A 23,778-nucleotide genomic window follows, 5' to 3' on the forward strand; every position below is an offset into this window, starting at 1 on the left:
ATGATTAAACAAGATTTTATTTCGAAATACATTCAAGAGTTAAACAAAACTTTGGCTCGAATTATTGAAATTGGTGATGCTGACGAAGGTTTTCTTATCATTTTTAATCAAATGTTACAATCCTATTATAAAATTGATGATAATCAGTTATCGATTTTATTAGAAGAAAATCAGGAACGTGATCAATTCTTGTTGGCGGATGAATTAAAAAAGAAAAATATCTTGACGTTTATGAAGGCGATTCGTATTTATCTTAATCGAAACGATAACGATAGAGCAAAAGCTTCATACGAAGTATTAAAACGTATTGAAAATATAAATTCTGGAATCTTCCAATTTCCGACAGAAGAAGATCAGATTATTGCAGAACAACGAAAAATTGTTGAAGAAAAAATGAATGCGATTTAATCATTCATTCCAAAATATAAAAATAAAGCGAGCAATTAGCTCGCTTTTTTCGTATTTATAATTCAAATCCAACTTCTCAAATCTAACGTCTAACATTTCTATTAATACGTATTTTGTCCTTATCTTTGCGCAAACACAACAAACAATGCAAATTTTAGATGGTATTAAACTATCGAAGGAGATCAAAAATGAGATCAAATCGTTAGTTGAATCGTACAAAGAACAAGGAAAACGTGCGCCTCATTTGGGTGCAATTTTAGTTGGAAATGATGGTGCATCTCGCACTTACGTTGACAATAAAATCAAAGATTGTAAATTCGTAGGTTTCGAATCTTCAGAATTAATTTTAGAAGATACAATTTCTCAGGAAGAGTTAATTGCTAAGATTCAAGAATGGAATAATGATGCTAATTTAGACGGTTTTATCGTTCAATTACCATTACCAAAACACATCGATCAAGAAGCAGTAATTAATGCTATTGATCCTAACAAAGATGTAGACGGATTCCACCCAATGAATTTTGGTAAAATGGCGTTAGAAATGGAAACATTTTTACCTGCTACACCTTACGGAATTATGGAAATGTTAGAACGTTACGAAGTTCCTACAGCTGGTAAACACACTGTTGTTATTGGTAGATCTCGTATCGTTGGACGTCCAATGTCAATCTTAATGAGTAAAAATGGAAACCCTGGAAACAGTACCGTTACAATTACTCATTCAAAAACAGAAGATTTAGCAAAATATACAAAAGAAGCTGATATCGTAATCACTGCTTTAGGAGTTCCAGAATTCTTAAAAGCTGATATGGTAAAAGACGGAGTTGTTATTGTAGACGTTGGTATTACTCGCGTTGACGATCCTACTTCTCCAAAAGGATTTAAATTAGCTGGTGACGTAGATTTCGAAAACGTAAAAGAAAAAGCTTCTTGGATTACCCCAGTACCAGGTGGTGTTGGACCAATGACAAGAGCAATGTTATTGAAAAATACTTTATTGGCTTACAACAGAAATAATAAATAAGAATGATTAATATTACATCAACGACAGCAGAACAACAAGAACTACTTAAGGAAGGTAAGTTATTGCCTATTATGGAGCACTTTTACACAATTCAGGGTGAAGGAGCTTATACTGGTGTAGCTACCTATTTCATTAGATTAGGTGGATGTGATGTTGGATGTCATTGGTGTGATGTAAAAGATAGCTGGGATGCAGAAAAACATCCTTTAACTTTAGTTGAAGATATTGTTGAAATTGCAACTTCACAAGCAGATATTATCGTCATTACAGGTGGTGAACCTTTAATGTGGGATTTATCGTATTTAACGAAAAAATTACACGAAAAAGGTGCTCGTATCCACATGGAAACTTCGGGCGCTTATCCTATGTCTGGAGAGATTGATTGGGTTTGTTTATCACCAAAGAAAACGATGTTACCAAAAGATGATGTTTGTGAAGCAGCTCACGAATTAAAATGTATTATTTTTAATCAACACGATTTTAAGTTTGCAGAAGAACAAGCTGCTCGTGTAGGTAAAGATTGTGTGTTGTATTTACAGACTGAATGGAGTAAACGCGATAAAAATTTACCTGAGATTGTAGAATATGTAAAAGAAAATCCGAAATGGAGAATTTCTTTACAAACGCATAAATATTTAGACATTCCATAGGAATCAAAATACGAAGAAGGACATCAATTGATGTCCTTTTTTTTATATGCTATTTTCTATCATATTAATATTCTTTTATTTCACACTTAATAATCGTAACTTAATCCAATCAAAATTTGAAGAACTATGAAAAAGATTTTCTTAATGGCATTTGTTCTTCCACTTGTATTCTCATGTGGAAAAGAAGAAAAATCAAATGCAAATACTGATATAATCGAATATAACGAAACTTCAACTCCTGAAGCGTCAGCTCCTGCAGCTGCACAAACAACTAATCATATTGTAATTAAAGCAAATGATGATATGACTTTTGACAAAACAGCATTTACTGTAAAAGTTGGAGAAGAAATAACTTTGTTATTGATGAATAATGGAACAATGTCTAAAGAAGCGATGGGACATAATTTAGTTATTTTAAATCAAGGTGTTGATATAGGAGATTTCGCATATGCAGCTTCTTCAGAAAAAGATACTGATTACATCCCGAAAGAGAAACAAGCTGATATTTTAGCACATACAAAACTTTTAGGAGGTAAAGAAAATGATCAGATTAAATTCAAAATTGAAAAAGCTGGTGATTATCAATTCTTATGTTCATTCCCTGGACATACAGCTACAATGCAAGGAAAAATTACAGCAGTTAATTAATCAAAATATAAGTCTCCTAATTGGAGACTTTTTTTATATAAAGTCTTAAAATTAGCTGACAAAATTTCATCGAACACGCTCAAATCACGACAAAAGTACAAATATCAAACGATATTATTTCCGACTCAGTCAAAACAACAGTAAATTCTCCTATAATTCTATTAGATTAATAGAATTATATCTTTGTTTCAATATAATTTTAGTTTTTGGCACACTAATTGAAATATCTTAAGAGTATAAGATTTAGTAGAGTAAATTTTGTCCTCATGTGTTAATTTTAAGCCTGAACATTTTTCAGGCTTTTTTTGTGCCTTCTATTTTCTTCAAAAGAAAAGCCCAGAAAACTGGGCTAAACATCAAACAATTTGTGGCGCTAACATATTCTGAGGATTCAGAATTTGATCTAAACGACTTTTCGTTAGCAATTCATATTCAAGTACGAGCTGGTAAACCCCTTTACCAGTCATCAAAGCTTCTTTTGCAATCTTTGTACTCATCTTATAACCAATGTAAGGATTAAGAGCAGTTACAATACCAATACTGTTTTTAACTAAACTTTCAGCAGTTTCCTTGTTTGCAACAATACCTTCAATACATTTTTCTTTTAATGAAATTATTCCGTTCGTCATCAACTGAATTGATTCCATTAATGTTTGTACAATAATAGGCTCCATCACATTCAGCTGCAACTGACCTGCTTCTGAAGCCATCATTATGGTCGTATCGTTTCCGATCACTTTAAAACAAACTTGGTTCACAACTTCTGGAATCACCGGATTTATTTTTCCTGGCATGATAGACGATCCTGCTTGCATTGCTGGTAACGTAATTTCAGCTAAGCCTGCTCTTGGACCTGAAGAAAGTAAACGAAGATCGTTACATATTTTAGACAATTTTATTGCTAATCTTTTTAACGCTGAAGAATACTCAACAAAACAACTTGTATCAGAAGTTGATTCGATTAAATTTAGAGCAACATACACTGGAATTCCTGTAATTTCTTCTAAATTTTTAGCACATAGTTCAGGAAATTCTTGCGGTGCATTTAAACCTGTTCCAATTGCAGTTCCACCCATATTAATGGCTAGAAATTCTTCACGAGCTAAATTCAATCTTTTTAACTCCTTTTCCAATGTAAAAGCAAAAGCCTCAAACTCTTGTCCCATTGTCATAGGAATGGCATCTTGTAGTTGCGTACGCCCCATTTTAGTAATGGATTGAAATTCAATTCCTTTAATTCTAAAAACTGTTACTAAATCTTCAACTGCATGGTAAATATCTTCATGCATTTGAAACAATGCTATTTTTACAGCTGTTGGATAAGCATCATTTGTAGATTGTGCCAAATTGATATGGTCGTTTGGTGAACAAAATTCATATTCTCCTTTTTTATATCCCATCAATTCTAATGCACGATTTGCTATCACTTCGTTAATGTTCATATTAACCGAAGTTCCTGCACCACCCTGAATTAAATCTACAGGAAATTGATCATTAAATTGACCATCTATAACATCTAAACACGCCTGTCGAATTGATTGATATAAATCTTTGTCTAGTGAATGAATTTCTTGATTTGTTTTAGCTGCTGCTAACTTAACCTGAGCCAAAGCCTGAATAAAAGTTGGATAATCGCTTAGCTTTTCTTTCGAGATTTTAAAATTCTCTACGGCTCGTTTTGTTTGAACTCCGTAATAGGCATTTGTTGGTACTTCTAATTCCCCAATCAAATCACTTTCAATTCGATATAAATTCATATTTGCGTGTTTTTGTTAATAGATCCTACAAAAAAACAATATTATTTCTATAAAACATAAAAATTCAAACATAAACCCCTGATATTTTAGGGGTATTTATTTAGTTTGTATTTTTTAGTTAATTAAAATGATAATTTAATAGGGGTCAAAGCAAAAAAAAGAGGAATATTCAATCGAATACCCCTCTAAAATTTATATATTTTGATAAAAATTCTATTTTCTCCAGAATTTATACGCATTAATTAACCCATTTGTCGAAGAATCATGAGAAGTTACATTCTCATCGTTCTCTAATTCAGGTAAAATTACATTAGCTAATTGTTTACCTAATTCAACTCCCCATTGATCAAAAGAGAAAATATTCCAAATTACACCTTGTACATAAATCTTATGTTCGTACATCGCAATTAAATTACCTAACACACGAGGAGTTAATACTTCGTATAAAATTGAATTTGTTGGACGATTACCTTCAAAAATCTTAAACGGAGTTAAAAAATCTATTTCGTCTTGATATTTTCCTGCTTTAACTAATTCAGCAACTACAGTCTCTTCTTCTTTTCCAAAAGCTAAAGCCTCTGTTTGAGCGAAGAAATTAGATAATAATTTTGCGTGATGATCTCCTAAAACGTTTAAAGAATTAGCTCCTGCAATAAAATCAGCAGGAATTAATTTTGTTCCTTGATGAATTAATTGGTAAAAAGCGTGTTGACCATTTGTTCCTGGTTCACCCCAAATAATTGGTCCAGTTTCATAATCCACTTTTTTACCATCACGACCAACATACTTACCATTTGATTCCATATCTCCTTGTTGGAAATATGCAGCGAAACGAGATAAATACTGCTCGTAAGGTAATAAGGCAACAGAGTCTGCACCAAAAAAGTTGTTGTACCAAATTCCTAATAAAGCTAATACAACAGGAATATTTTGGTCTAAAGTTTCAGATTTAAAATGATTATCCATTTCGTGAGCACCTTCTAAAAGCTCTTCGAAATTATCATATCCAACGGCTAAACAAATACTTAAACCAATTGCACTCCATAACGAGTAACGACCACCTACCCAATCCCAAAATTGGAACATGTTAGCCGTATCAATTCCGAAGTCAGCAACTCCATTTGCATTTGTAGATAACGCCACAAAATGCTTTGCTACATCAGCTTCTGTAGCTCCATTTTCTAATAACCATTGCTTTGCTGTAAATGCATTAGTCATTGTTTCTTGTGTAGTAAACGTTTTAGAAGCAACAATAAATAAAGTCGTTTCTGGATTAACAACTTTAAACGTTTCTGCTAAATGCGTTCCGTCAATATTAGAAACGAAGTGAACATTTAAACGTGTTTTGTAATGTTTTAACGCTTCTGTAACCATTACCGGACCAAGATCAGAACCTCCAATCCCAATGTTTACAACATCTGTAATTTCTTTTCCTGTATAACCTTTCCATTCGCCAGAAATCACTTGTTTAGAGAAATTTTTCATTTGCTCTAACACTTGGTTTATCTGAGGCATTACATCTACTCCATCAACTAATACTTCTTCGTTTGATCTGTTACGTAAAGCAGTATGCAAAACAGCACGACCTTCTGTTACATTGATTTGATCTCCGTTAAACATTTGCTGAATCGCCTCATCAACACCAGTTTCTTTTGCTAAGTCAACTAATAATTGAATCGTTTCTGCATTGATTATATTTTTAGAATAATCAACTAATAATGAAGGATATTGAATAGAAAATTCTTCAAAACGCTTTGTATTTGCTTCAAATAATTCTTTGATTGATGTATGTTGGATAGCTTCGTAATGCGCTTGTAAGTTTTTCCAAGCTGAAGTTGTTGTTGGATTTATTGTATTTAATGCCATAATCTGTTTGTTACTAAACAAATTTAGACAAAAATAGAATCGCTTTCAAATTATAATAATACGATAACGATTGCGTGTTTAAAAAAACCTCTCGCTATTAAACAAAAAAAATAGCTGCTATTGCAACTATTTTTTTCTATTATCCATAATCGATTTTGCTTCTTTTAACCATGGTTGATATTCGCAAAATGATTGTATCGCTTGATAAGCCACCGGACTAAATTCATCTGTTGGATCCAAGTTATCAATCAATGTACGAATGAAAGAATATTTAATCGATTCGCTTTTTATATTTTTTAATATATCGATAGGAGATTCGCCATTGTTCAGTTTTTCATCTAAGAAATAAGTAACAATACTTCTGTAACTTCTGAATTGGTTAAAATCCTCCTCATTATCTAAATTAAATCTCTTAAAATCCAAGAAATCAATTGGTAATTGAATTTCAGTAGGATTAAAATAAGCGTAAGTATCTCTGTATGTATATAATAAATTAAACTCGTCAAAATAAAGGTTACGAGATTCAATCTTCTCGAAAGACTTATCAATATTAAACCCAACCATTGCTTTTCTTAGCGTTGCTGAAAAATCTTCCATATTCTGGATATATTGATCAGAATTTAATTTAAATAATGATTCATTAGCTAACCAAGCGTTGATCAATTTATCTTTTTCAAAAAGATAATTATTTCGTTCAGCTCCTTTTCCTTTAAAATAATATGTTTCCTCTAATTTTTTTAAATCAGTATTGAAAAACAAGCTATCTCCAGGCGCTAAATAAACCGGATATTCTTCCCTGTCTATAGAAAGTACTTTATATCCTTCGTTATTTAATTGAATCGTATCTGAAAAATTCCCATCAAAATCTAATGCAAATCCCTTCTCGCGTTCATTCAAAATAATAAATACGCTATCTAATCTCGTATTTTTGATATGTCCACTAAAAACAACCACATTATTTTCTTTCTTGCTACTGCAAGAAAATAAGCATAGTACTATTGGAAGAACTATTGTCCAAAACTTCATTTTCATTTCTGTATTCCTCTCTACAAAATTAAAGATTATTCGTCTTTATTCGCTTCGAAATATGAATCAATTTTAAAATTTTCTGGTTTATTTGCCGCTTCAACTGCTAATTGGTCAGCACGTTCATTCCAAACATTACCAGCATGACCTTTAACCCATTGAAATTTAACTTTCTGAAGTTTATAAACTTGTAAAAAACGACGCCATAAATCTTCGTTCTTTTTTCCTTTAAATCCTTTCTGAACCCAACCAAATACCCAACGTTTTTCAACCGCATCAACCACATATTTCGAATCCGTAAAAATCGTGATTTCTGTATTAGTAAATTTTAAAGATTCTAAGGCAACACAAACGGCCATTAACTCCATTCGGTTATTGGTTGTTAAACGGAAACCTTGCGAAATTTCTTTCTTAACCATTTTTTCCGTTTCCAATAGGATTAATCCATAGCCACCTGGGCCAGGATTACCTAAAGAAGAACCGTCTGTATACGCTACTATTGCCATTATTTTGCGTTATAATTAAGCATTGAATCAATTGTATTACGAGCAACAAAATGGTAATTAGGACGAGCTGATTTGTAAATATCATGTGCTAAAGCCATCTGATTTGACTCTTTTAATGCTAAATATAAAGGCTCTAAAAACTTACGACGACCAACGCGAGTTAAAAATTCTTTTGCATTAGCGTTTACTACATCATATTTCATTAAGAATGATTTCTCGAACCATGCTGTTTGAATTTCTGGATTTTTAGAATTCGTAAATCCGTAAACCTCATCTAAGTATTTTAAATCTTCGATTGTGTTCTTTTTAGGATCAATTAATCGAATAAAATGAACCCATTCATTTGTTGATTTTGTATTAATTTCAATTTTAGATGGTGCAATATTATTACGACCATTTTTAATATCTTGATTGAACTGAGCTTCTGCTAAATCAAATAATTTTGAAGTAGGTTTAACTAAATTCTTTGGCCATCCTGTCGTATAAATCCATTCTTGTACGAAATCATCTTCTCCGTTTGTTAAGTTCGCTTTCATGTAATTAACAAACTTCTCTGTTGTCATTGTTTGAAAAGCGTGAGATGAAAAATATTCAATCAAGAATTGATCAAACTTCTCGCGACCATAACGATCTTCTAACATTTTTAAGAATAAATATCCTTTGTCATAAGGCACGTCTGAAAAAGCATCATCAGGATTTGCTCCTGTCATATTAACCTTTAATGATGTATACTTTTCAGGAATGTTACGCATAGAAGTTTCTAAATCTTGGAATCCGATTACTGAAATCATATCCGCATAATCTTTTCCTTCCAATTCTTCCATAATACGACGTTCGAAGTAAACAGTGAATCCTTCGTTTACCCAGAAATCGTCCCAAGTAGAATTCGTTACTAAGTTCCCAGACCATGAATGAGCCAATTCGTGCGCAATTAAATTCGTCATCGAACGATCGCCTACAATTGCCGTAGGTGTAGCGAATGTTAAACGAGGATTTTCCATTCCTCCGAAAGGAAAAGAAGGTGGTAAAACCAATACATCAAATTGTTCCCAAGGATATTCTCCGTACAATTTTTCAGCAGCATCTACCATTTTACCCATTAATGCAAATTCCCAAGTTGCTGCTTCCAACATTCCTGGTTCTGCATAAACTCCTGTACGATGATCTACAGCTTTGTACTCTACATCACCAACCGCTAAAGCAACCAAATAAGGCGCGATAGGTTGAGGCATTTTGAAAGTATAAATTCCGTCAGCAGATTTCTCCTTTGGATTAATCGCACTCATTAAAGCCATTAAACCTTGAGGTACTTTTACTTTTGCATCGTATGTGATACGAATTGATGGTGTATCCTGAATTGGAATATACGAACGTGTTAAAATAGCTTGTCCTTGTGTTAATAAAAATGGCGCTTTTTTATCGTTCGTTTGTGATGCATCTAACCATTGTAAAGCATTTGCTTCTGGCGATGTTTTGTAGTAAATCTTTACAATTGTATCGTTAGGAGTTACCTCAATATGTAAGGGTTGACCTTTGATTTCGTCTTGTGTTCCTAACGTAAATTTTGTCTTTTTACCGTTTGCTAATACAACAGAATCAATTGTTAATTTCTCTGTATCGAAAATGATTTCTTTCGCATCATTATTCTCAAACGAATATTGAGCTGAACCTTTGATGATTTGCTTCTCAAAATCTGTTTCTATATCTAATGATAAGTGTTTAACCTTTGCTTTAGAAATATCCGCAAATGTTTGACTATCTCTTACCTCTTCGTTTGTTGTAACATCAACAGCTTGTTTGTTACATGCAACTGTTAAAGCTGCTCCTACTGCTAATAGTGCTATTTTTCGCATTATTCTATTTCTTTTCGTATGATTTGATACGTGTAATTCTTAATTTCTGCTTTATGCTCTTTTACATTTTTACCCTTCGTTTCTACAATATCCAACAGTTTAACTTTAACTTTTCCTGGATATCCTTGAAACCAATTGAAAGGAAACATTTCCTTTAATCCTTCGATTGATAAAACGGCAATCGGCGATTGCGTTTCGATGGCAATATTAAACGCTCCGTCCTTGAATTTATCTAAAACAATAGACGTGTCATCTGAAACACCACCTTCTGGGAAGATAAATATGCTTAAATCTTGATCTAATTTATGTTTTGCATCTGGATAAACCTTCGCACGACTCTTCATACTTGAACGATCAACCAAAATACAAATGTGTTTATAAATCCTTCCAAAGATAGGAATTTTGCCTAACTCGGCTTTTCCGACAAATACAATTGGATGATGTTTTAGTACAGTTAAAACCGTCATAATATCCATCATCGAAGTGTGATTGGCGATGAATACATAATTCTTATTCGGATCTAATTTTACTTTTTCTTCATATTCTAATCTAAAGCCTGTACCGTAAAATATAAACTTACCCCAATATCTGATAATTGGGTAAACGTATTTAAAGGCTTTTTCGGAAAATAGTAGTGGAATTAATACGAATAATCCGAATACAAGTACATAGCTTGCTCCGAGAATAATCATCCAAATTCGCCATAAGAAAACAAGTAAACCTTTGATGTATTTCATTCGTTTGTTTTAGTTGAAACGAAGATAGGTTATTTGAATTAAATATTATTTACAACCTATATTTGTAACGATTCAAACTTTTTTAAATAATAAAATGATGCAAACAAAATTCGAAAGATTAATAGGCTTAGATCTTTTAAGATGTATTCTTATGTTAATTGGTCCAATGTACCATATCGCCCACCTCTTTCATGAAAATAATAAAATAATACCAATTCAAAATAATACTATTTATGATGCCCTTTCATTGACTCATCCTTTTAGAATGGAAATGTTTTTTATATTATCAGGATTTTTCTCTAGTTTTTTATATGAAAAAAAAGGTTATCAATATTTTAAAAGAAGTAGAATTGAGAAAATTTTAATTCCTTTATTTTTTTCCTTAATCATAATTTGGCCACTAACTCAATATATTGAATATTCAATTACGTCTATTTTCAAGTATTCCCTAAATCATATTTGGTTTCTTTTAACTTTAGGAATAATATCTATTATTTATTATACAAAATATGATTTATTAAAAACAATAATTCTTTATATAAACAGAAGAAACCTTTATCAAATTATTATTATAGTATCAATATTGGGTATAGTATCAATATTTTTAAATTTTATCATTGAATCATTTTTAAATAAATTTGATTCAAAATTTTTAATTTTTATTTATAAAAATTTAATTATCTATCCATTAATTTATATTGTTCCAACTATACTAGGATCATGTTTATATTACAAAGATTATAATATTAATAAAAAATATTATCCAATAATAACTGTAGGATTCATTATATTTCATTCAATTTTTATATCTAATTATTATAATGAATTAAACAGTATTATTAAACTTATATTAAGATCCGGATATATAATCAATACATCTCTTTTAATCCTTATGATTTTTAATATATTTAGAAATTTATCACTAAATAATAATGGTCTAATTAAATTTTTTGTAAACTCATCTTTTACAATATATTTAATCCATCCTCCTATATTATACTTGAATGCTATTTTAGTAAATAATTACATTGAAAATACTTTTTCTCAATTTATAATAATTAATCTCCTTACTTACTCACAATCAATTATATTTTTTATAATAATAAGTAATTTAAAAATTGGAAGAATATTATTTGCTATAAAAAAATCAGAATTAAATGTTTTTAAAAAATTCTTAATTCATTAATATAACTTCCTATTTGTATAAATATACTTAATGAAAGTTATATATTACATAGAATTAAGTATATTTATATAAACCTATCCTATGCTTAAACTGAATTTTATTTTTATATTATTTTATTTTCTAAGTTGTACATCTCAAAACGAACTATATGAGGATAATTATCCTATTGAAATTCCAGCAAAGCCAATAGATTCTATAAAGATTTTATTGATTGGAAATAGTTTTTCAGAAGATGCCGTAGAAAAATATTTACACCAAATCACTAAATCCTCGAATAAATATATATACATAGGCAATCTATATATATCAGGAGGTACATTAGAGAATCATTGGAATAATTTAAGTACTAACAGAAGTATTTATAGATTTTTTACTTCTGATTTCAAAGGCATAAAAAAAGTTCAATTTAATTATAATTTAGAAACAGCTATTACTGAGCAACATTGGGATTATATATCTCTACAACAAGTCAGCTATAATTCTGGAATACAGTCTTCTTTTGATCCTTATTTAAATCTACTAATTGACGAAATTACATTAAAAACAAAACTTAATCAACGATTTGTTTTACATCAAACGTGGGCTTATTCAAATGATTCAGATCATTCGGGTTTTCAAAATTACCAAAACAATCAACTTCTTATGTATAGCTCTATCGTTAATACTTATAACTATTGGTTAAATAAGAATAATAAGATTTCTTTTATAATACCTGCAGGAACAGCTATACAGAATGCTAGAAATACAGTTATAGGAGATAACTTAACAAGAGATGGATATCATTTAAATGACAAAGGCAAACTTGTTGTATCATATACTTGGTTTCAAAAATTATTTAAAGTTTCAGCTTTAGAATCTAGCTTTTTAAGTGATGATATCTCTTCAAATGAAAATTATATTTTAAAGAAATGTGCTAACTCAGCCATTAATAATCCTGATTTTGTATCTGTACTATAATTGACATACTATTATCCAACAAAAAAGAGGATTAAACCTAATTAATCCTCTTGATATTTATATCGAATTATTTTCCGAATACTTCTTTTACTTTAGCTGTAATACGAGCTCTTTCTTCGTCTGTTAAATTAGAACCTGATGGAAGACATAATCCATTATCGAATAATTTTTCAGCTACAGTTCCTCCGTAATATGGTGCATCCACAAAAACAGGTTGCATGTGCATTGGTTTCCATAAAGGACGAGATTCAATATCATCTTCTAAAAAGGCTAGACGTAAATCTTCTCTTGTTTTTCCAGCAATTGCTGGATCAATTACGATTGCAGATAACCAATGGTTTGAGTAGAAATCGTCTGATGGTTCTGTGAAAACAGTTACTCCATCAATGTCTGCGAATAACTCTTGATAGAATTTGTTCATCGCACGACGAGCTGCAACACGATCAATTAAAACTTCCATTTGTCCACGACCAATTCCAGCAGTAATATTACTCATACGGTAGTTGTATCCAATATGAGAATGTTGATAATGAGGTGCATTATCACGCGCTTGAGTCGCTAAGAATACAGCTTTATCTTTATCTTCTTTTGACTGACAAACTAATGCTCCACCTCCTGAAGTTGTAATAATTTTATTTCCGTTAAAAGATAAGGCTCCAAAGCGTCCGAATGTACCAGCAGCCTGTCCTTTGTACGTAGATCCTAATGCTTCGGCAGCATCTTCAATTACGGGAATTTTGTATTTTTCTGCAACTGCATGTACTTCTTCAACCTTATATGGCATTCCGTATAAATGAACTGCTATAATTGCTTTTGGAGTTTTTCCTTTTGCGATACGATCTTGAATTGCTTCTTCTAAAGCAACAGGACAAATATTCCATGTATCTTTTTCAGAATCTACAAAAACTGGTGTTGCTCCTTGGTATGCAATTGGATTCGCTGATGCTGAGAATGTCATCGATTGACAGATAACCTCATCTCCGTGTGATACACCACATTCAATCAAAGCTAAATGTAAAGCTGCTGTACCAGCTGATAATGCAGCTACGTATACTTCTTGATTTAAAAATGTTGATAAATCTTCTTCAAATCCATTTACATTAGGTCCTAAAGGTGCTACCCAATTCGCATCAAATGCTTCGTGAATATACTTTAATTCGTTACCCCCCATATGTGGAGATGATAACCATATTTTTGAGTTCATTTGTTATGTTTTTAGTTAAATCAAATTTAGCATTTTACATTCTTCCGAATCAATAAAACACCCTATTTATTTTCACATTTTTCTATCTCAATCACAGGTTCATGATATTTAATAATTTTACCAGGATTCCCCACTACAACCGCATAATCTGGCACATCTCTAATAATTACAGATCCTGCACCAATGGTACAATATTTACCTATAGTATGTCCTTGTGTAGAACAGCAACCAATCCCTAAAAAAGATCCCCTATCTACTCTCGTAAATCCTGCTATATTAACACCTGGAGATAATGTTGAGAATTTATTTATACAACAATTATGTCCAATAGAAACATTCATATTAATTGTAGTAAAATCACCTACCTCTGTTTCATAGTTTATACTTACTCCAGGATATATTATATTTCCTTGACCTATTTTAACTTTTTTACTAATCCAGGTATTATTATGAATAAAATTTGGGAAAAATATATTTGAAGTATTTGATATAGAATTATAAATCTTTTGTTTAATTATCGGATTTGCTATAGAAATTACAATACCTAAGCGTTCATATCTAGATGTAAATTTAGGTAAGTCATTTACAGTTCCTACTACTTTTATTCCCCAAAACTCTTTCCCTATTTTAGAAATATCATCATCTAAAATACCAATCACTTCATTGGAGCTACTAAATTGATCTATATTATTAATTATAAATCCTCCTACATTACCCCCTCCTATTATTAGAATTTTTTCTTTAATTTTTTCCATTAAAAGCTTCAGTTGTTACATGACCTTCTTTACTAATACCTTCTCTTATAAATACTTTTTTAATGGTCATAAAAAAGATTTTAAAATCCAAAGCAAAAGAGATGTTATTTACATAATAAACATCCAATTCAAACTTTTTTGTCCAAGAAATAGCATTACGTCCATTGACTTGTGCCCAGCCTGTAATACCAGGGCGAACATGATGTCTTGTTTTTTGTACCTCGCTATATAGAGGTAAATAATATGTACGTAAAGGACGAGGACCTATTACTGACATATCTCCTTTCAAAACATTTATTAACTGTGGAATCTCATCTAATGATGTTTTACGTACAAACGAACCAATTGGTGTTAAACGATCGGCATCTGGTAAAAGTTTTCCATCAGCATCTTTTTTATCATTCATCGTTTTAAACTTTATGATATTAAAGATTTTATCTCTTAAACCTGGACGTTCTTGAAAAAAGAAAGGCTTTCCTTCATTAGCAAAATATAATCCTATTGTAACCACAATAAAAATAGGAGATAAACATATTAGACCAATTAATGCTATGGAAAAATCAAAAATTCTTTTTATAAATTTTCTATACATTTTTATACAATTAATTGTATTTATCTAATATATCTTTCATTCCCTTTTTTACAGGTAATTGCCATAATGTTTTACACCAATTATGATTTCCTTCTATAAAATCAATTCCATCATTTGTTATAGCTATATCCCATCCAACCCCTCTATTTTCTGGATGAGCTAAAGCTATCTTTTTAGTAAGTTCTATAACTTTATCCCACATCGGAATTTGAAAACCTATTAACTGAACATTAGTAACAGGATGATGTGTAACATCTTCTTTTGTAATATCACTATAAATTCCAGGTCCGTTAATTTTCCCTGTATTCAGATCAACAGGGCAAGCTATATTTCCAGAAGCAAGATTATCAACATGACTGTTAACACTTACTCTTAAACGAGCTCCAATTAAATCTACACCACCAGTATTATTTATCACAGTAAACATTCTCACTGTATTAAGACCTGTAGAAGATATTTTATTAATATGATCATGTTGTTGAATAAAAGATTCAGCCATATCATACCCTTTAGAAGACATATAAGAAGCTAAACTTTCTAAAGTATAATCTGAAGTTTTTACAATTTCAACATCATACCCACATTGACCTAGTGAATCTTTCAACACCATTTTACCTGTTTTATTAGTTAAAACAGCATCAGCCTCAGAGTTTTTATTTTTAATATCTTCTAGTTTACAGAAAGGATGAAAAATAAAATCTTTGTAAACTTCATAAAATTCTAATTTATTTTCAAGGATAGAACGAGTGTGCTTAGGATTTGTTTTTAAATCAAACTCATATTTATATCCAGTTCCTACCCATTTCTCTCTTTCTAAATCATTTTTTTCAAAAAAACGAAACTGAAAATAATCCATTATTCCTACATTATATTTATATGTAGAATTAATCATATCTAAAATGATATTAAATTTTGATTTCCCTGTTAATTTACAAGTGTAATTTAAGAACTTCGAAAATTTATTATAATCTAGTTCTTTTAAATAATAAAGAAAATATTTGGTTCTATTTATTGCCTGCATTGTATTAAATTTTAATTGCTTTAGAAAAAGCTTCTAAAGTTTTGTTTAAGTTTAATCTTTCTCTTATTTCTAATGATTTCTTACTGAAAAAGCTTCTCTCTTCATCATTATTAATTAACCTACTTAAAGCCATAGCCATTTCATCTACACCATCTACTGGAACTTTAATTCCGTTAGCGTTATTAATAATAAAATCTTCATCACCTCTCCATGGCATACAATCTGTAACAATACAAGGTAATCCAAGTGACATTACTTCTAGAAGAGCCATAGGGAAATTCTCTGTTTTAGAAGGCATAACATAAATTTTAGCCGTACTTAAGAAATCTGCTATGTTTTTTTGATTTCCAAGAAAAACCACTTTTTCTGTAATATTTAATTTTTCTGCCAATTCAATAAGTTCAGCTTTTAAAGGTCCATCTCCTAAAAAATGTAATTCCCAATCCTTATTATCCGATTTTGCAAAAGCTTTAATTAATATATCTTGACCTTTTTCTGATGATAAACGCCCCATTGAGATAATAATATTTTTAGATTCTATTTTTTCATTCTTATCTAAAAATAAAACTGGATTTTCTACAATTACAGTATTGCTAACATTTGGGAATTTTTTTAAAACTTTTAACCTAGCTGCTTCAGACAATACTAAAACACCTTCTACCTTTTGATATGCTATTTTATCTGCAAATAAAAATGGTGATTGCCCATCCCTTAATGGATTACTATGATCAAAGAAATATATATTTTTCTGTTGAGTAAAAATAGTTGCAAAATATGCAAAAGAATTTATCCATTCTCCACTCACAATTAATCTATCGTATACATTTCTTGAAAAATTTTTACGCAGAAATTTATATGTATCTAATGTATAAGAAAATTTATTAAGAGAAGCCCTATTTGATTCATTTTCAATAACTTTTATTTTAGGACTTAGTTTATATAAATGATCTTTTTTATGTAATAATATTAAGTGAACCTCATGTTCAGTATTATCAGCAATAAGATTTGCATAAGTAGATACAACTCTTCCTATACCACCTCCATTAATTCTATTTAATACGAATCCTATTTTCATGAAATTAAATATCTTTTATATATTTCCTTCATTGAATTTAATGAATTTTCAATTTCAAATTCTTGTGCCTTCTCATAAGCTTTTTCTCCCATTTTAAGACGTAATTCTTCATCTTGATATAATGTATTTACATATCCAATAAATTCTTCAGAATTTCCTTGCTGAAACATGTAACCATTTTCTCCTTGAACAACCATTTCTTTATGCCCTCTATCATAACTAGCGATAATAGGAACTTTACAAAACATTTCTTCAGTCAACCCTAGACCTAACCCCTCATGTTTACTTGATGAGATTCCAATATCAGCAATAGCACTTAATAAATGTACATCTTTTCTAAAACCAAGAAATTTGATTGAACTATCAACTTCAAGTTCTTTAGATAATTGTTTCATTTTATCCAACAACTCTCCTTTACCTGCAAATAATACTTGTAAATTAGGTATAGTTTTCTGAAGTGATTGAATTGAACGAATTACAAACTCATGATTTTTTCTAGAAATAAATTCTGCTACATAAAGTAATACAAATTTATCTGGATCTAATCCTAGCTCTATTCGCTTTTCACGCTTTTCTTCTTTATTTAAAGGTTTAAAACGTGATGAATCTACTCCAATTCCTTTTATATGGTATGAATCCTTATGCAACATTTTATTATTTACATAACCATAATCTTCTTTATTAATAGTTATTATTGCATCAGTAAACTTACTTAATATATATTCTGCTGAATAATATACTAACCAACGTGATGCTGGTGCTCCTTTATAAAAATGAAAACCATGAGCTGTATATAAAACTTTAGCTCCGTTAGCTCTTGCTTTACTAGCTGCTAAACGAGTTAACATACTAGGAATAGGAGTATGACAATGTATAATATTGTAATTACCGTTATCAATAATATTTTTAAGCTTTTTATAACTTACTAATAATTCTTTTTTAGTAAATGATCTTGGGAAATCTAAATGATAAGTATTATTTACTCCTTCAAACTCTAAATTTCCTCTATTTTCAACTACTATATCTACTTGCACTCCATTTTCTCCTAACCATTTTAAGTAAGGGGTATGAAATGTTGCTAGATGAACATCACTTGTCGCTATGTAGAGTATTTTATTCATTAATATTTTTTTAAATTAAATAGCTTAAATAAATTTATTTATTAATTGATTAAATTCTTTCACATCATTTGATTTTGGTTTTAAACCTCTCTTGTTTAAATAAAAATCAGCATCAACAAAAGGGTATAATATTGATTTACTAAAAATTCTTATCGAAACTTTAATGATGTTTTTAATAGCGTAAAAGGGCTGTTTAGTAACTAAACTTATATATTGTAATAAACTATAATAATCAGTTTTTAATATTTTAAACTTATCTACAGAATCAAATTCAGAATAATAATAAAGAATCTCATCCATTACCATAAATTTCCTATTAGGTAAATATTTTTCAAGAAAATCTGTATCCTGAGCATGTTTTAGATTTAAATTAAAAGCAATTTTCTTACATAAATTTAATCTTAATAATGAAGTTCTTAAAGCTAAATTTAATTTACTTTCTTTATGATAATCTTCAATTTCATTTCGGCCAACACCCCTATAAGACATAGCTTTGTAATTGTTTCCATAACAAAGATTACCACAACTAACTAAATCAATAACTGAATTTCCTTCTAAAATCTTAACTTGTTTTTCTAATTTTTCAGGATGAAAAAAATCATCTGCATCTAAAAAAGCTATATACTTTCCTTCTGCAGCATCCAAAATAGCTTGGCGTGCATAGGGTCTTCCTTTATTTTCATTAAAATGATGAATTACAAATCTCTCATCATTTAAATTATCTAAAATTTCTCTTGTCTTATCAGTAGATCCATCGTTTACAATATAACATTTCCAATTTTGATAAGTTTGAGATTTTATCGATTGTATTGCTAGTTTTAAGGTGTTTTCACCATTATAAACTGGCATCATTATAGCAACCTGAGGATTATTTTTCATTATTTATTAGTTTACCAAGTTCATTCGTAGACATAAAAATTACATCTGGATATTTTTTTTGCACTTTATTTATTAAATCTTTTAAAGCTAAAAGATTGTCCGTTCTATTTTTCTCATTCAATCCACCCATAAAATTTAAACGATGCATTGAAATTATAGCTGGTTTTCCCCATCTAAAGGAAATATCAATTCTATTTAAAGCATCTTTCATCCAAGGAAATCTTGGATTTTGAGTTGGTTCAAAAAATACATTTCGATTTAAATAAATTTGATCGTATTTATTTTTACTACCAAACAAATGAATTTTTGATTTCAAAGAATTTTCATTAGGAATAGATTGAACAATTTTACCTTGAATATATTTTACTCCAACATTTGCAAGCTCCTTTTCAATCACATCATTCCAAATATATCTGGGTGCTATAAAAGACTCTGATTTAAAACCAAAAAATTGTTCAAATAAATTTGCTGATTCTCTTATTGATTGAATTGCAAATTTTTCTTCCTCAGGATTCCTAATGTGTAATGCTGTTAATAAGTGCATTTTTGAATCTCTATATCGTTGGGTTGGATAACCAAACAACTCATTATCAAAAGCTAAAAGAGCTTCTTTATCTCCTTCTCTTAATATATTTAGCCACTCATTAACTTGAAGATGCTCTCTTCCATGAAGTTGTGGAATATAAACACCTTGATCCAATCCTTGCTTAATCAATTCATAAGTATCCGTATTTCCATTTACTCTTTGATAAGTAGAAACGAAATCTTCGTAATAATATTTCTCAAAATTATTTGCTTTGATTTTTTCAAAATCAGGGTTAGCTAAAATAGAATTCGCTGTAAGTTTTAATGAATTCCCTTCTGAATCTTTAATACTTGAAAAAGTTTCAAATAAAGCATTTAAATCATCTGTATTTTCTAAAGAATCATTAGAATTATAAGGACATTTATCTACTGCTATTCCATTGTTTAATAGATTTGAATATGCTTTTTTTGAAGGCATTCTAATACTTCCCCAATCATCAGATTCTATAACCAGAATTTTTTTATTGCTTTTCCAACCTAATATATTCTGACAATTAATTGATAAGTCTTTTATTGTCTTTTTAATCATTTTAGTATTATTAATTAAAGATATCTCTAATAGCTACAAACTCAACTTCAGGCCATTTAGAAACTATTCCTTCTAATAATCTTTTCAAATCATTTAATCCCTTTTCTCTGTTAGATTTATCTTTACCGCCTACAAAATTAACTCTATGTGAACTAATTATTGCAGGTTTATTATATTTAAAAGCAACTTCTATTTCTGTAAGTGCTTTTTTAACAGCATCTGAATTATCTTTATTAGGCTCAAACATTACATTTCGTGTGATGTATTTTTGACCTAAATTATTTGTTTGACCTAAATAATGGAATTTTTTTGATTTAGCTCCAGTATAATTTGGCATCATACGAGATCTTGCCATATCAATATATTTAATACCTACAGAATTTAAATCACTATGCATATCATCATGATGAATTAAAGCTGAAGGTGTAAATAATACAGAACGATAACCAAACAATTTTTCAAATAAATCTAATCCATCTTTTGTTATACTATTTAATTCGTCTATATGATCCTTTTCAATTAAATCATAAGCAGCCATATAATCATAATTTTGCTTAATCTTAGGATTAACCCCAATTGAATTATGATTAAAAGCTTTTAAAATATTTTCATCTTTATTTCTCAAATAGTTCATCCAAAAACGAACATTTAAATGTTCTCTTCCGTGAAACTCAGGAACAAAAATTCCTTGTTCAATTCCTTCTTTCCAAAGTTGTTTAATTTCATTCCCTTCAGCAAATTTGTCTAAAGTTTGATAAAAACTTTCATAGTGGTAATTAGAAAAATTACTTTCTGAAATTGATTTGAAATCCGGATTTGCCACTACAGTCATTGGAGTAAAAACCGCTGGTTTACCATTTTTATCTTTAACTGATTTTAATACTTTGAATAAATCTTCTAAATCTTGTTTAGAAGCAATATCATCAAACTTATTAAATCTATTTTCCGTTAATGACTTATCATTTTTCTCTAACTCTTTTAAGGCTTCAGTTGAAACTCTAATTGTTCCGTAATCATCAACCAAAAAGGCAACTAATTTTCTTTTAGTTTTATATCCTTGAAAATTAATTATAAAGTCTTTTATTGATTTAAGCATTTTTTATTTTTTAATTAAATTAATAAATTGTTTTGCTACATTTTTAATATCAAAACGATTCAAGTCATTTATGTTTAGTTGATTTTCGAAATTGTAATCGATAAATTCATTAACTAATTTTTCATTAATTTTTCCTTTTTTAATATTTAAAATTGGACGATCAGCAATTTTATAATCAATTAATTTACTCGGAGATTGAACACTTTCAGCATTATCAATATTAATTAAAAAATCGGCCTTAGATAATTCTAACATTAGTTCTTCTCTAGGAATATATTCTCTAATTTCAATTTTATCACCTAATTTTTGTAAAAATGGTTTTATTAGTACTGTTCCTTTTGTATAAATAATAAACTTAAATTCCTTATCTATTTTAGTTAAATATTCTAAAAATGGTTGTGGATCCCTATACCCAGGAATAAATCCACCTGCATAGATAAACGTTGGTATTGGATTTTTTTTATAAACAGATTTTTCAATATTAAAATCAAATCCTTGAGGAATAATACTGATTTTATCATGGAATTCTTTAAAATATCCTTTTTTTCCTCCTTCAATTGGAATAGCTATTTTATCCATTTTAGAAAATGCCCATTTTTCTACATATTTAAAATGCAATAACTTTTTAAAAGAATCCGAAGTATCTCCATAGTAAGGATCTCCACAATCTGCAATCCAAGTTTTTGCTATTTTTTTCCAATCAGAAGCAGCAACTCCCCAATGAATTGGATAAGGAACTGCAATACTTATAAGCGCATCATATTGTTTATTTTCCTTGTTAATATAATCCTTAACTAAACCAGTTAATTCAACCGCTGGGTATTCAGCAACTAACTGCATAGTTCTTCTTAATCCCCTTTTTATTTTAGATGAAATTCCACCCCCTTGAATAGAAATTTCTTTCCATTTTAAATCAGGTAAATATTTAAATTCTACATTAAATTCTTTGGAAAACTCTGCATGTTTAGAATTATGTAATGTAACTACTGTTACTTCATTTCCTTGACGAACTAATTCTTTTGCTAATTCTGTAGCTCGAAATGATCGAGGATTAATTAAAGGAAAAAAATGAGATGATATTAATAGTATTTTCATGTTAATAAATAAATAATGAAATAATTGGATTGTTTATAAAATGATGGATATTAAATGTATGGATGCCTATAACTCTAAAATTATAAAATCCATAAACTAATATTATTGGAATTGTATAATTAATATATTTTGATAGTCTTGCGTTTTTGTAATTCTGAATAAAATAAAAAGTAATCCCAAATAATATAAAATCAGTTATTACTAAGTATCTTCCTCCTGATGGCATTTGACTTAAAATATTTGCAAATGAACCGAATGTTAGAAAAAAAACAAATAATTGATAAAATTTATCTTTTTGAAATAGTTTTTTATTAATCAATAAAAAGCTTGAGAAAAAAACTACTAAACCAATTCGAATAAATTTTGATAATTGATAAAATACGCTGTATGATTCTAATTTCTCACTAACAACTTCTACATAAGCTTCAGAAGTATACGCATTTAGTTTATTTTTAACAAAATCTGGAGCAAAATTATTAATAGATGTACGCACAACTTCCATATCCAATTCTGCTAAAAAAAATGTCACTAAAAAAACTCCAAACACAATATGTACCGGAAGTTTAAATAGTTTAAAAAGCAACAGAATTAGGGATGGAATTAAAAGACCAAGGTGCATTAGACAAGCTAAAATTAAAAATAAATACCCTTTAATTTTTTTATAAATAATTAAATTAAAACATGCATAAATAAATATTTGTGCAGCGCACCAAAAACGAAAACCATTAATATTCCAAATACCGATAACAATTATTAATAATGTTAAAACAGCAAGTGATTTACTACTTAAATTTTCTTTTGTTGAGTCTATAAAATAATAAATATTTCTTGAAAAGAAATAACCATAGATTACTCCATATATTAATAATAAAAAATGATAATTATCTGTTATTCTACTTAATAAGTATGAAGTAAGTGGTTCTAATATATCTAAAGTTGTTGAACCTTCAGAATATTGTGAAATAATAAAATCTTGGATGGAAAAATCTATAAATGAATAATTAATAAACTTTTCGATGTAATGTTTTATATCTGCCCCCTCATTCGGTGGAGAAAAATGATACGCATAAAAAGCCATAAAAGCCCAAACAACATTTTTGCTCCAAGGCATTCTGTAATTTTTAATTGCCAAAATTAATGCTAACATTGGCAAGGCTAAAAAACTAAATAACCCAACTGATTTGTCTAAACTTTTTGACATAATATTA

At 29.4% G+C, this 23,778-nt stretch carries 23 protein-coding genes; 6 read left to right on the forward strand and 17 right to left on the reverse strand.

Annotation, left to right across the window (positions count from 1 at the left end; genetic code table 11):
• From EAH69_RS06990 to EAH69_RS07005, 4 genes are all read left to right on the forward strand, one after another.
• Entirely contained in the window at nucleotides 1-408 is a 408-nt protein-coding gene (locus EAH69_RS06990) for a hypothetical protein (RefSeq protein WP_121934475.1), read from the forward strand.
• Between the two features lie 145 nt (nucleotides 409-553).
• Nucleotides 554-1,432 carry a bifunctional 5,10-methylenetetrahydrofolate dehydrogenase/5,10-methenyltetrahydrofolate cyclohydrolase gene (locus tag EAH69_RS06995; RefSeq protein WP_121934476.1) on the forward strand — a complete coding sequence of 293 codons (879 nt, stop codon included), beginning with the start codon at nucleotides 554-556 and terminating at the stop codon, nucleotides 1,430-1,432.
• 2 nt (nucleotides 1,433-1,434) lie between these two features.
• Nucleotides 1,435-2,082, forward strand: coding sequence for a 7-carboxy-7-deazaguanine synthase QueE (locus EAH69_RS07000; protein ID WP_121934477.1), 648 nt, complete (start codon nucleotides 1,435-1,437; stop codon nucleotides 2,080-2,082).
• Nucleotides 2,083-2,208: 126 nt separating this feature from the next.
• Nucleotides 2,209-2,730, forward strand: a complete 522-nt coding sequence (locus tag EAH69_RS07005) for a plastocyanin/azurin family copper-binding protein (RefSeq protein ID WP_121934478.1) — start codon at nucleotides 2,209-2,211, stop codon at nucleotides 2,728-2,730.
• A gap of 356 nt (nucleotides 2,731-3,086) precedes the next feature.
• On the opposite strand, the gene aspA is transcribed toward EAH69_RS07005, so the two are convergent.
• The 6 genes from aspA to EAH69_RS07035 form a co-directional block, all read right to left on the reverse strand.
• Nucleotides 3,087-4,487: an aspartate ammonia-lyase gene (aspA, locus tag EAH69_RS07010; RefSeq protein WP_121934479.1), complete on the reverse strand. Its 1,401-nt coding sequence runs from the start codon at nucleotides 4,485-4,487 to the stop codon at nucleotides 3,087-3,089.
• Between the two features lie 213 nt (nucleotides 4,488-4,700).
• Nucleotides 4,701-6,353, reverse strand: a complete 1,653-nt coding sequence (gene pgi / locus EAH69_RS07015) for a glucose-6-phosphate isomerase (RefSeq protein WP_121934480.1) — start codon at nucleotides 6,351-6,353, stop codon at nucleotides 4,701-4,703.
• A 126-nt stretch (nucleotides 6,354-6,479) separates the two neighbouring features.
• On the reverse strand, nucleotides 6,480-7,379 hold the full coding sequence (locus EAH69_RS07020; protein WP_147439106.1) for a hypothetical protein: 900 nt from the start codon (nucleotides 7,377-7,379) through the stop codon (nucleotides 6,480-6,482).
• A gap of 35 nt (nucleotides 7,380-7,414) precedes the next feature.
• Nucleotides 7,415-7,885: a ribonuclease H family protein gene (locus tag EAH69_RS07025; protein ID WP_121934482.1), complete on the reverse strand. Its 471-nt coding sequence runs from the start codon at nucleotides 7,883-7,885 to the stop codon at nucleotides 7,415-7,417.
• A complete protein-coding gene (locus tag EAH69_RS07030) occupies nucleotides 7,885-9,738 on the reverse strand; it encodes a M1 family metallopeptidase (RefSeq protein ID WP_121934483.1) in 1,854 nt (617 codons plus the stop codon). The genes EAH69_RS07025 and EAH69_RS07030 overlap by 1 nt, the downstream gene beginning before the upstream one ends.
• Nucleotides 9,738-10,475 carry a lysophospholipid acyltransferase family protein gene (locus tag EAH69_RS07035; RefSeq protein WP_230466734.1) on the reverse strand — a complete coding sequence of 246 codons (738 nt, stop codon included), beginning with the start codon at nucleotides 10,473-10,475 and terminating at the stop codon, nucleotides 9,738-9,740. Before EAH69_RS07035 ends, EAH69_RS07030 begins: the two co-directional genes overlap by 1 nt.
• Nucleotides 10,476-10,569: 94 nt before the next feature.
• Between EAH69_RS07035 and EAH69_RS07040 the strand changes: the two genes are divergently transcribed.
• Together EAH69_RS07040 and EAH69_RS07045 are read left to right on the forward strand one after the other, a co-directional pair.
• A complete protein-coding gene (locus EAH69_RS07040) occupies nucleotides 10,570-11,661 on the forward strand; it encodes an acyltransferase family protein (RefSeq protein WP_121934484.1) in 1,092 nt (363 codons plus the stop codon).
• A gap of 81 nt (nucleotides 11,662-11,742) precedes the next feature.
• Entirely contained in the window at nucleotides 11,743-12,618 is an 876-nt protein-coding gene (locus EAH69_RS07045) for a DUF4886 domain-containing protein (RefSeq protein WP_121934485.1), read from the forward strand.
• A gap of 67 nt (nucleotides 12,619-12,685) precedes the next feature.
• Here EAH69_RS07045 and EAH69_RS07050 read toward each other — a convergent pair whose 3' ends face one another.
• From EAH69_RS07050 to EAH69_RS07100, 11 genes are all read right to left on the reverse strand, one after another.
• A complete protein-coding gene (locus EAH69_RS07050; protein ID WP_121934486.1) occupies nucleotides 12,686-13,822 on the reverse strand; it encodes a DegT/DnrJ/EryC1/StrS family aminotransferase in 1,137 nt (378 codons plus the stop codon).
• A 62-nt stretch (nucleotides 13,823-13,884) separates the two neighbouring features.
• Complete coding sequence (locus EAH69_RS07055; RefSeq protein WP_121934487.1) at nucleotides 13,885-14,577, reverse strand: NeuD/PglB/VioB family sugar acetyltransferase; 693 nt, start codon at nucleotides 14,575-14,577, stop codon at nucleotides 13,885-13,887.
• Entirely contained in the window at nucleotides 14,564-15,169 is a 606-nt protein-coding gene (locus tag EAH69_RS07060) for a sugar transferase (RefSeq protein ID WP_121934488.1), read from the reverse strand. Before EAH69_RS07060 ends, EAH69_RS07055 begins: the two co-directional genes overlap by 14 nt.
• Nucleotides 15,170-15,179: 10 nt before the next feature.
• Nucleotides 15,180-16,061, reverse strand: a complete 882-nt coding sequence (locus EAH69_RS07065) for a sugar-transfer associated ATP-grasp domain-containing protein (RefSeq protein ID WP_230466735.1) — start codon at nucleotides 16,059-16,061, stop codon at nucleotides 15,180-15,182.
• Between the two features lie 133 nt (nucleotides 16,062-16,194).
• Nucleotides 16,195-17,265 (reverse strand): glycosyltransferase, encoded by a 1,071-nt coding sequence (locus tag EAH69_RS07070; protein ID WP_121934490.1) that lies wholly within the window; start codon nucleotides 17,263-17,265, stop codon nucleotides 16,195-16,197.
• Nucleotides 17,262-18,386 carry a glycosyltransferase family 4 protein gene (locus EAH69_RS07075; RefSeq protein ID WP_121934491.1) on the reverse strand — a complete coding sequence of 375 codons (1,125 nt, stop codon included), beginning with the start codon at nucleotides 18,384-18,386 and terminating at the stop codon, nucleotides 17,262-17,264. The genes EAH69_RS07070 and EAH69_RS07075 overlap by 4 nt, the downstream gene beginning before the upstream one ends.
• 24 nt (nucleotides 18,387-18,410) lie before the next feature.
• Complete coding sequence (locus EAH69_RS07080; protein ID WP_121934492.1) at nucleotides 18,411-19,265, reverse strand: glycosyltransferase family 2 protein; 855 nt, start codon at nucleotides 19,263-19,265, stop codon at nucleotides 18,411-18,413.
• Nucleotides 19,255-20,379, reverse strand: a complete 1,125-nt coding sequence (locus EAH69_RS07085; RefSeq protein ID WP_121934493.1) for a hypothetical protein — start codon at nucleotides 20,377-20,379, stop codon at nucleotides 19,255-19,257. Before EAH69_RS07085 ends, EAH69_RS07080 begins: the two co-directional genes overlap by 11 nt.
• Nucleotides 20,380-20,389: 10 nt before the next feature.
• Complete coding sequence (locus tag EAH69_RS07090; RefSeq protein ID WP_121934494.1) at nucleotides 20,390-21,475, reverse strand: hypothetical protein; 1,086 nt, start codon at nucleotides 21,473-21,475, stop codon at nucleotides 20,390-20,392.
• A gap of 3 nt (nucleotides 21,476-21,478) precedes the next feature.
• A complete protein-coding gene (locus tag EAH69_RS07095) occupies nucleotides 21,479-22,570 on the reverse strand; it encodes a glycosyltransferase family protein (RefSeq protein ID WP_121934495.1) in 1,092 nt (363 codons plus the stop codon).
• Nucleotide 22,571: 1 nt separating this feature from the next.
• Complete coding sequence (locus EAH69_RS07100; protein WP_121934496.1) at nucleotides 22,572-23,771, reverse strand: EpsG family protein; 1,200 nt, start codon at nucleotides 23,769-23,771, stop codon at nucleotides 22,572-22,574.
• Nucleotides 23,772-23,778 lie beyond the last annotated feature (7 nt).

It is taken from the genome of Faecalibacter macacae (genome assembly GCF_003687725.1).
GTDB classification, from domain to species: Bacteria; Bacteroidota; Bacteroidia; order Flavobacteriales; family Weeksellaceae; genus Empedobacter; species Empedobacter macacae.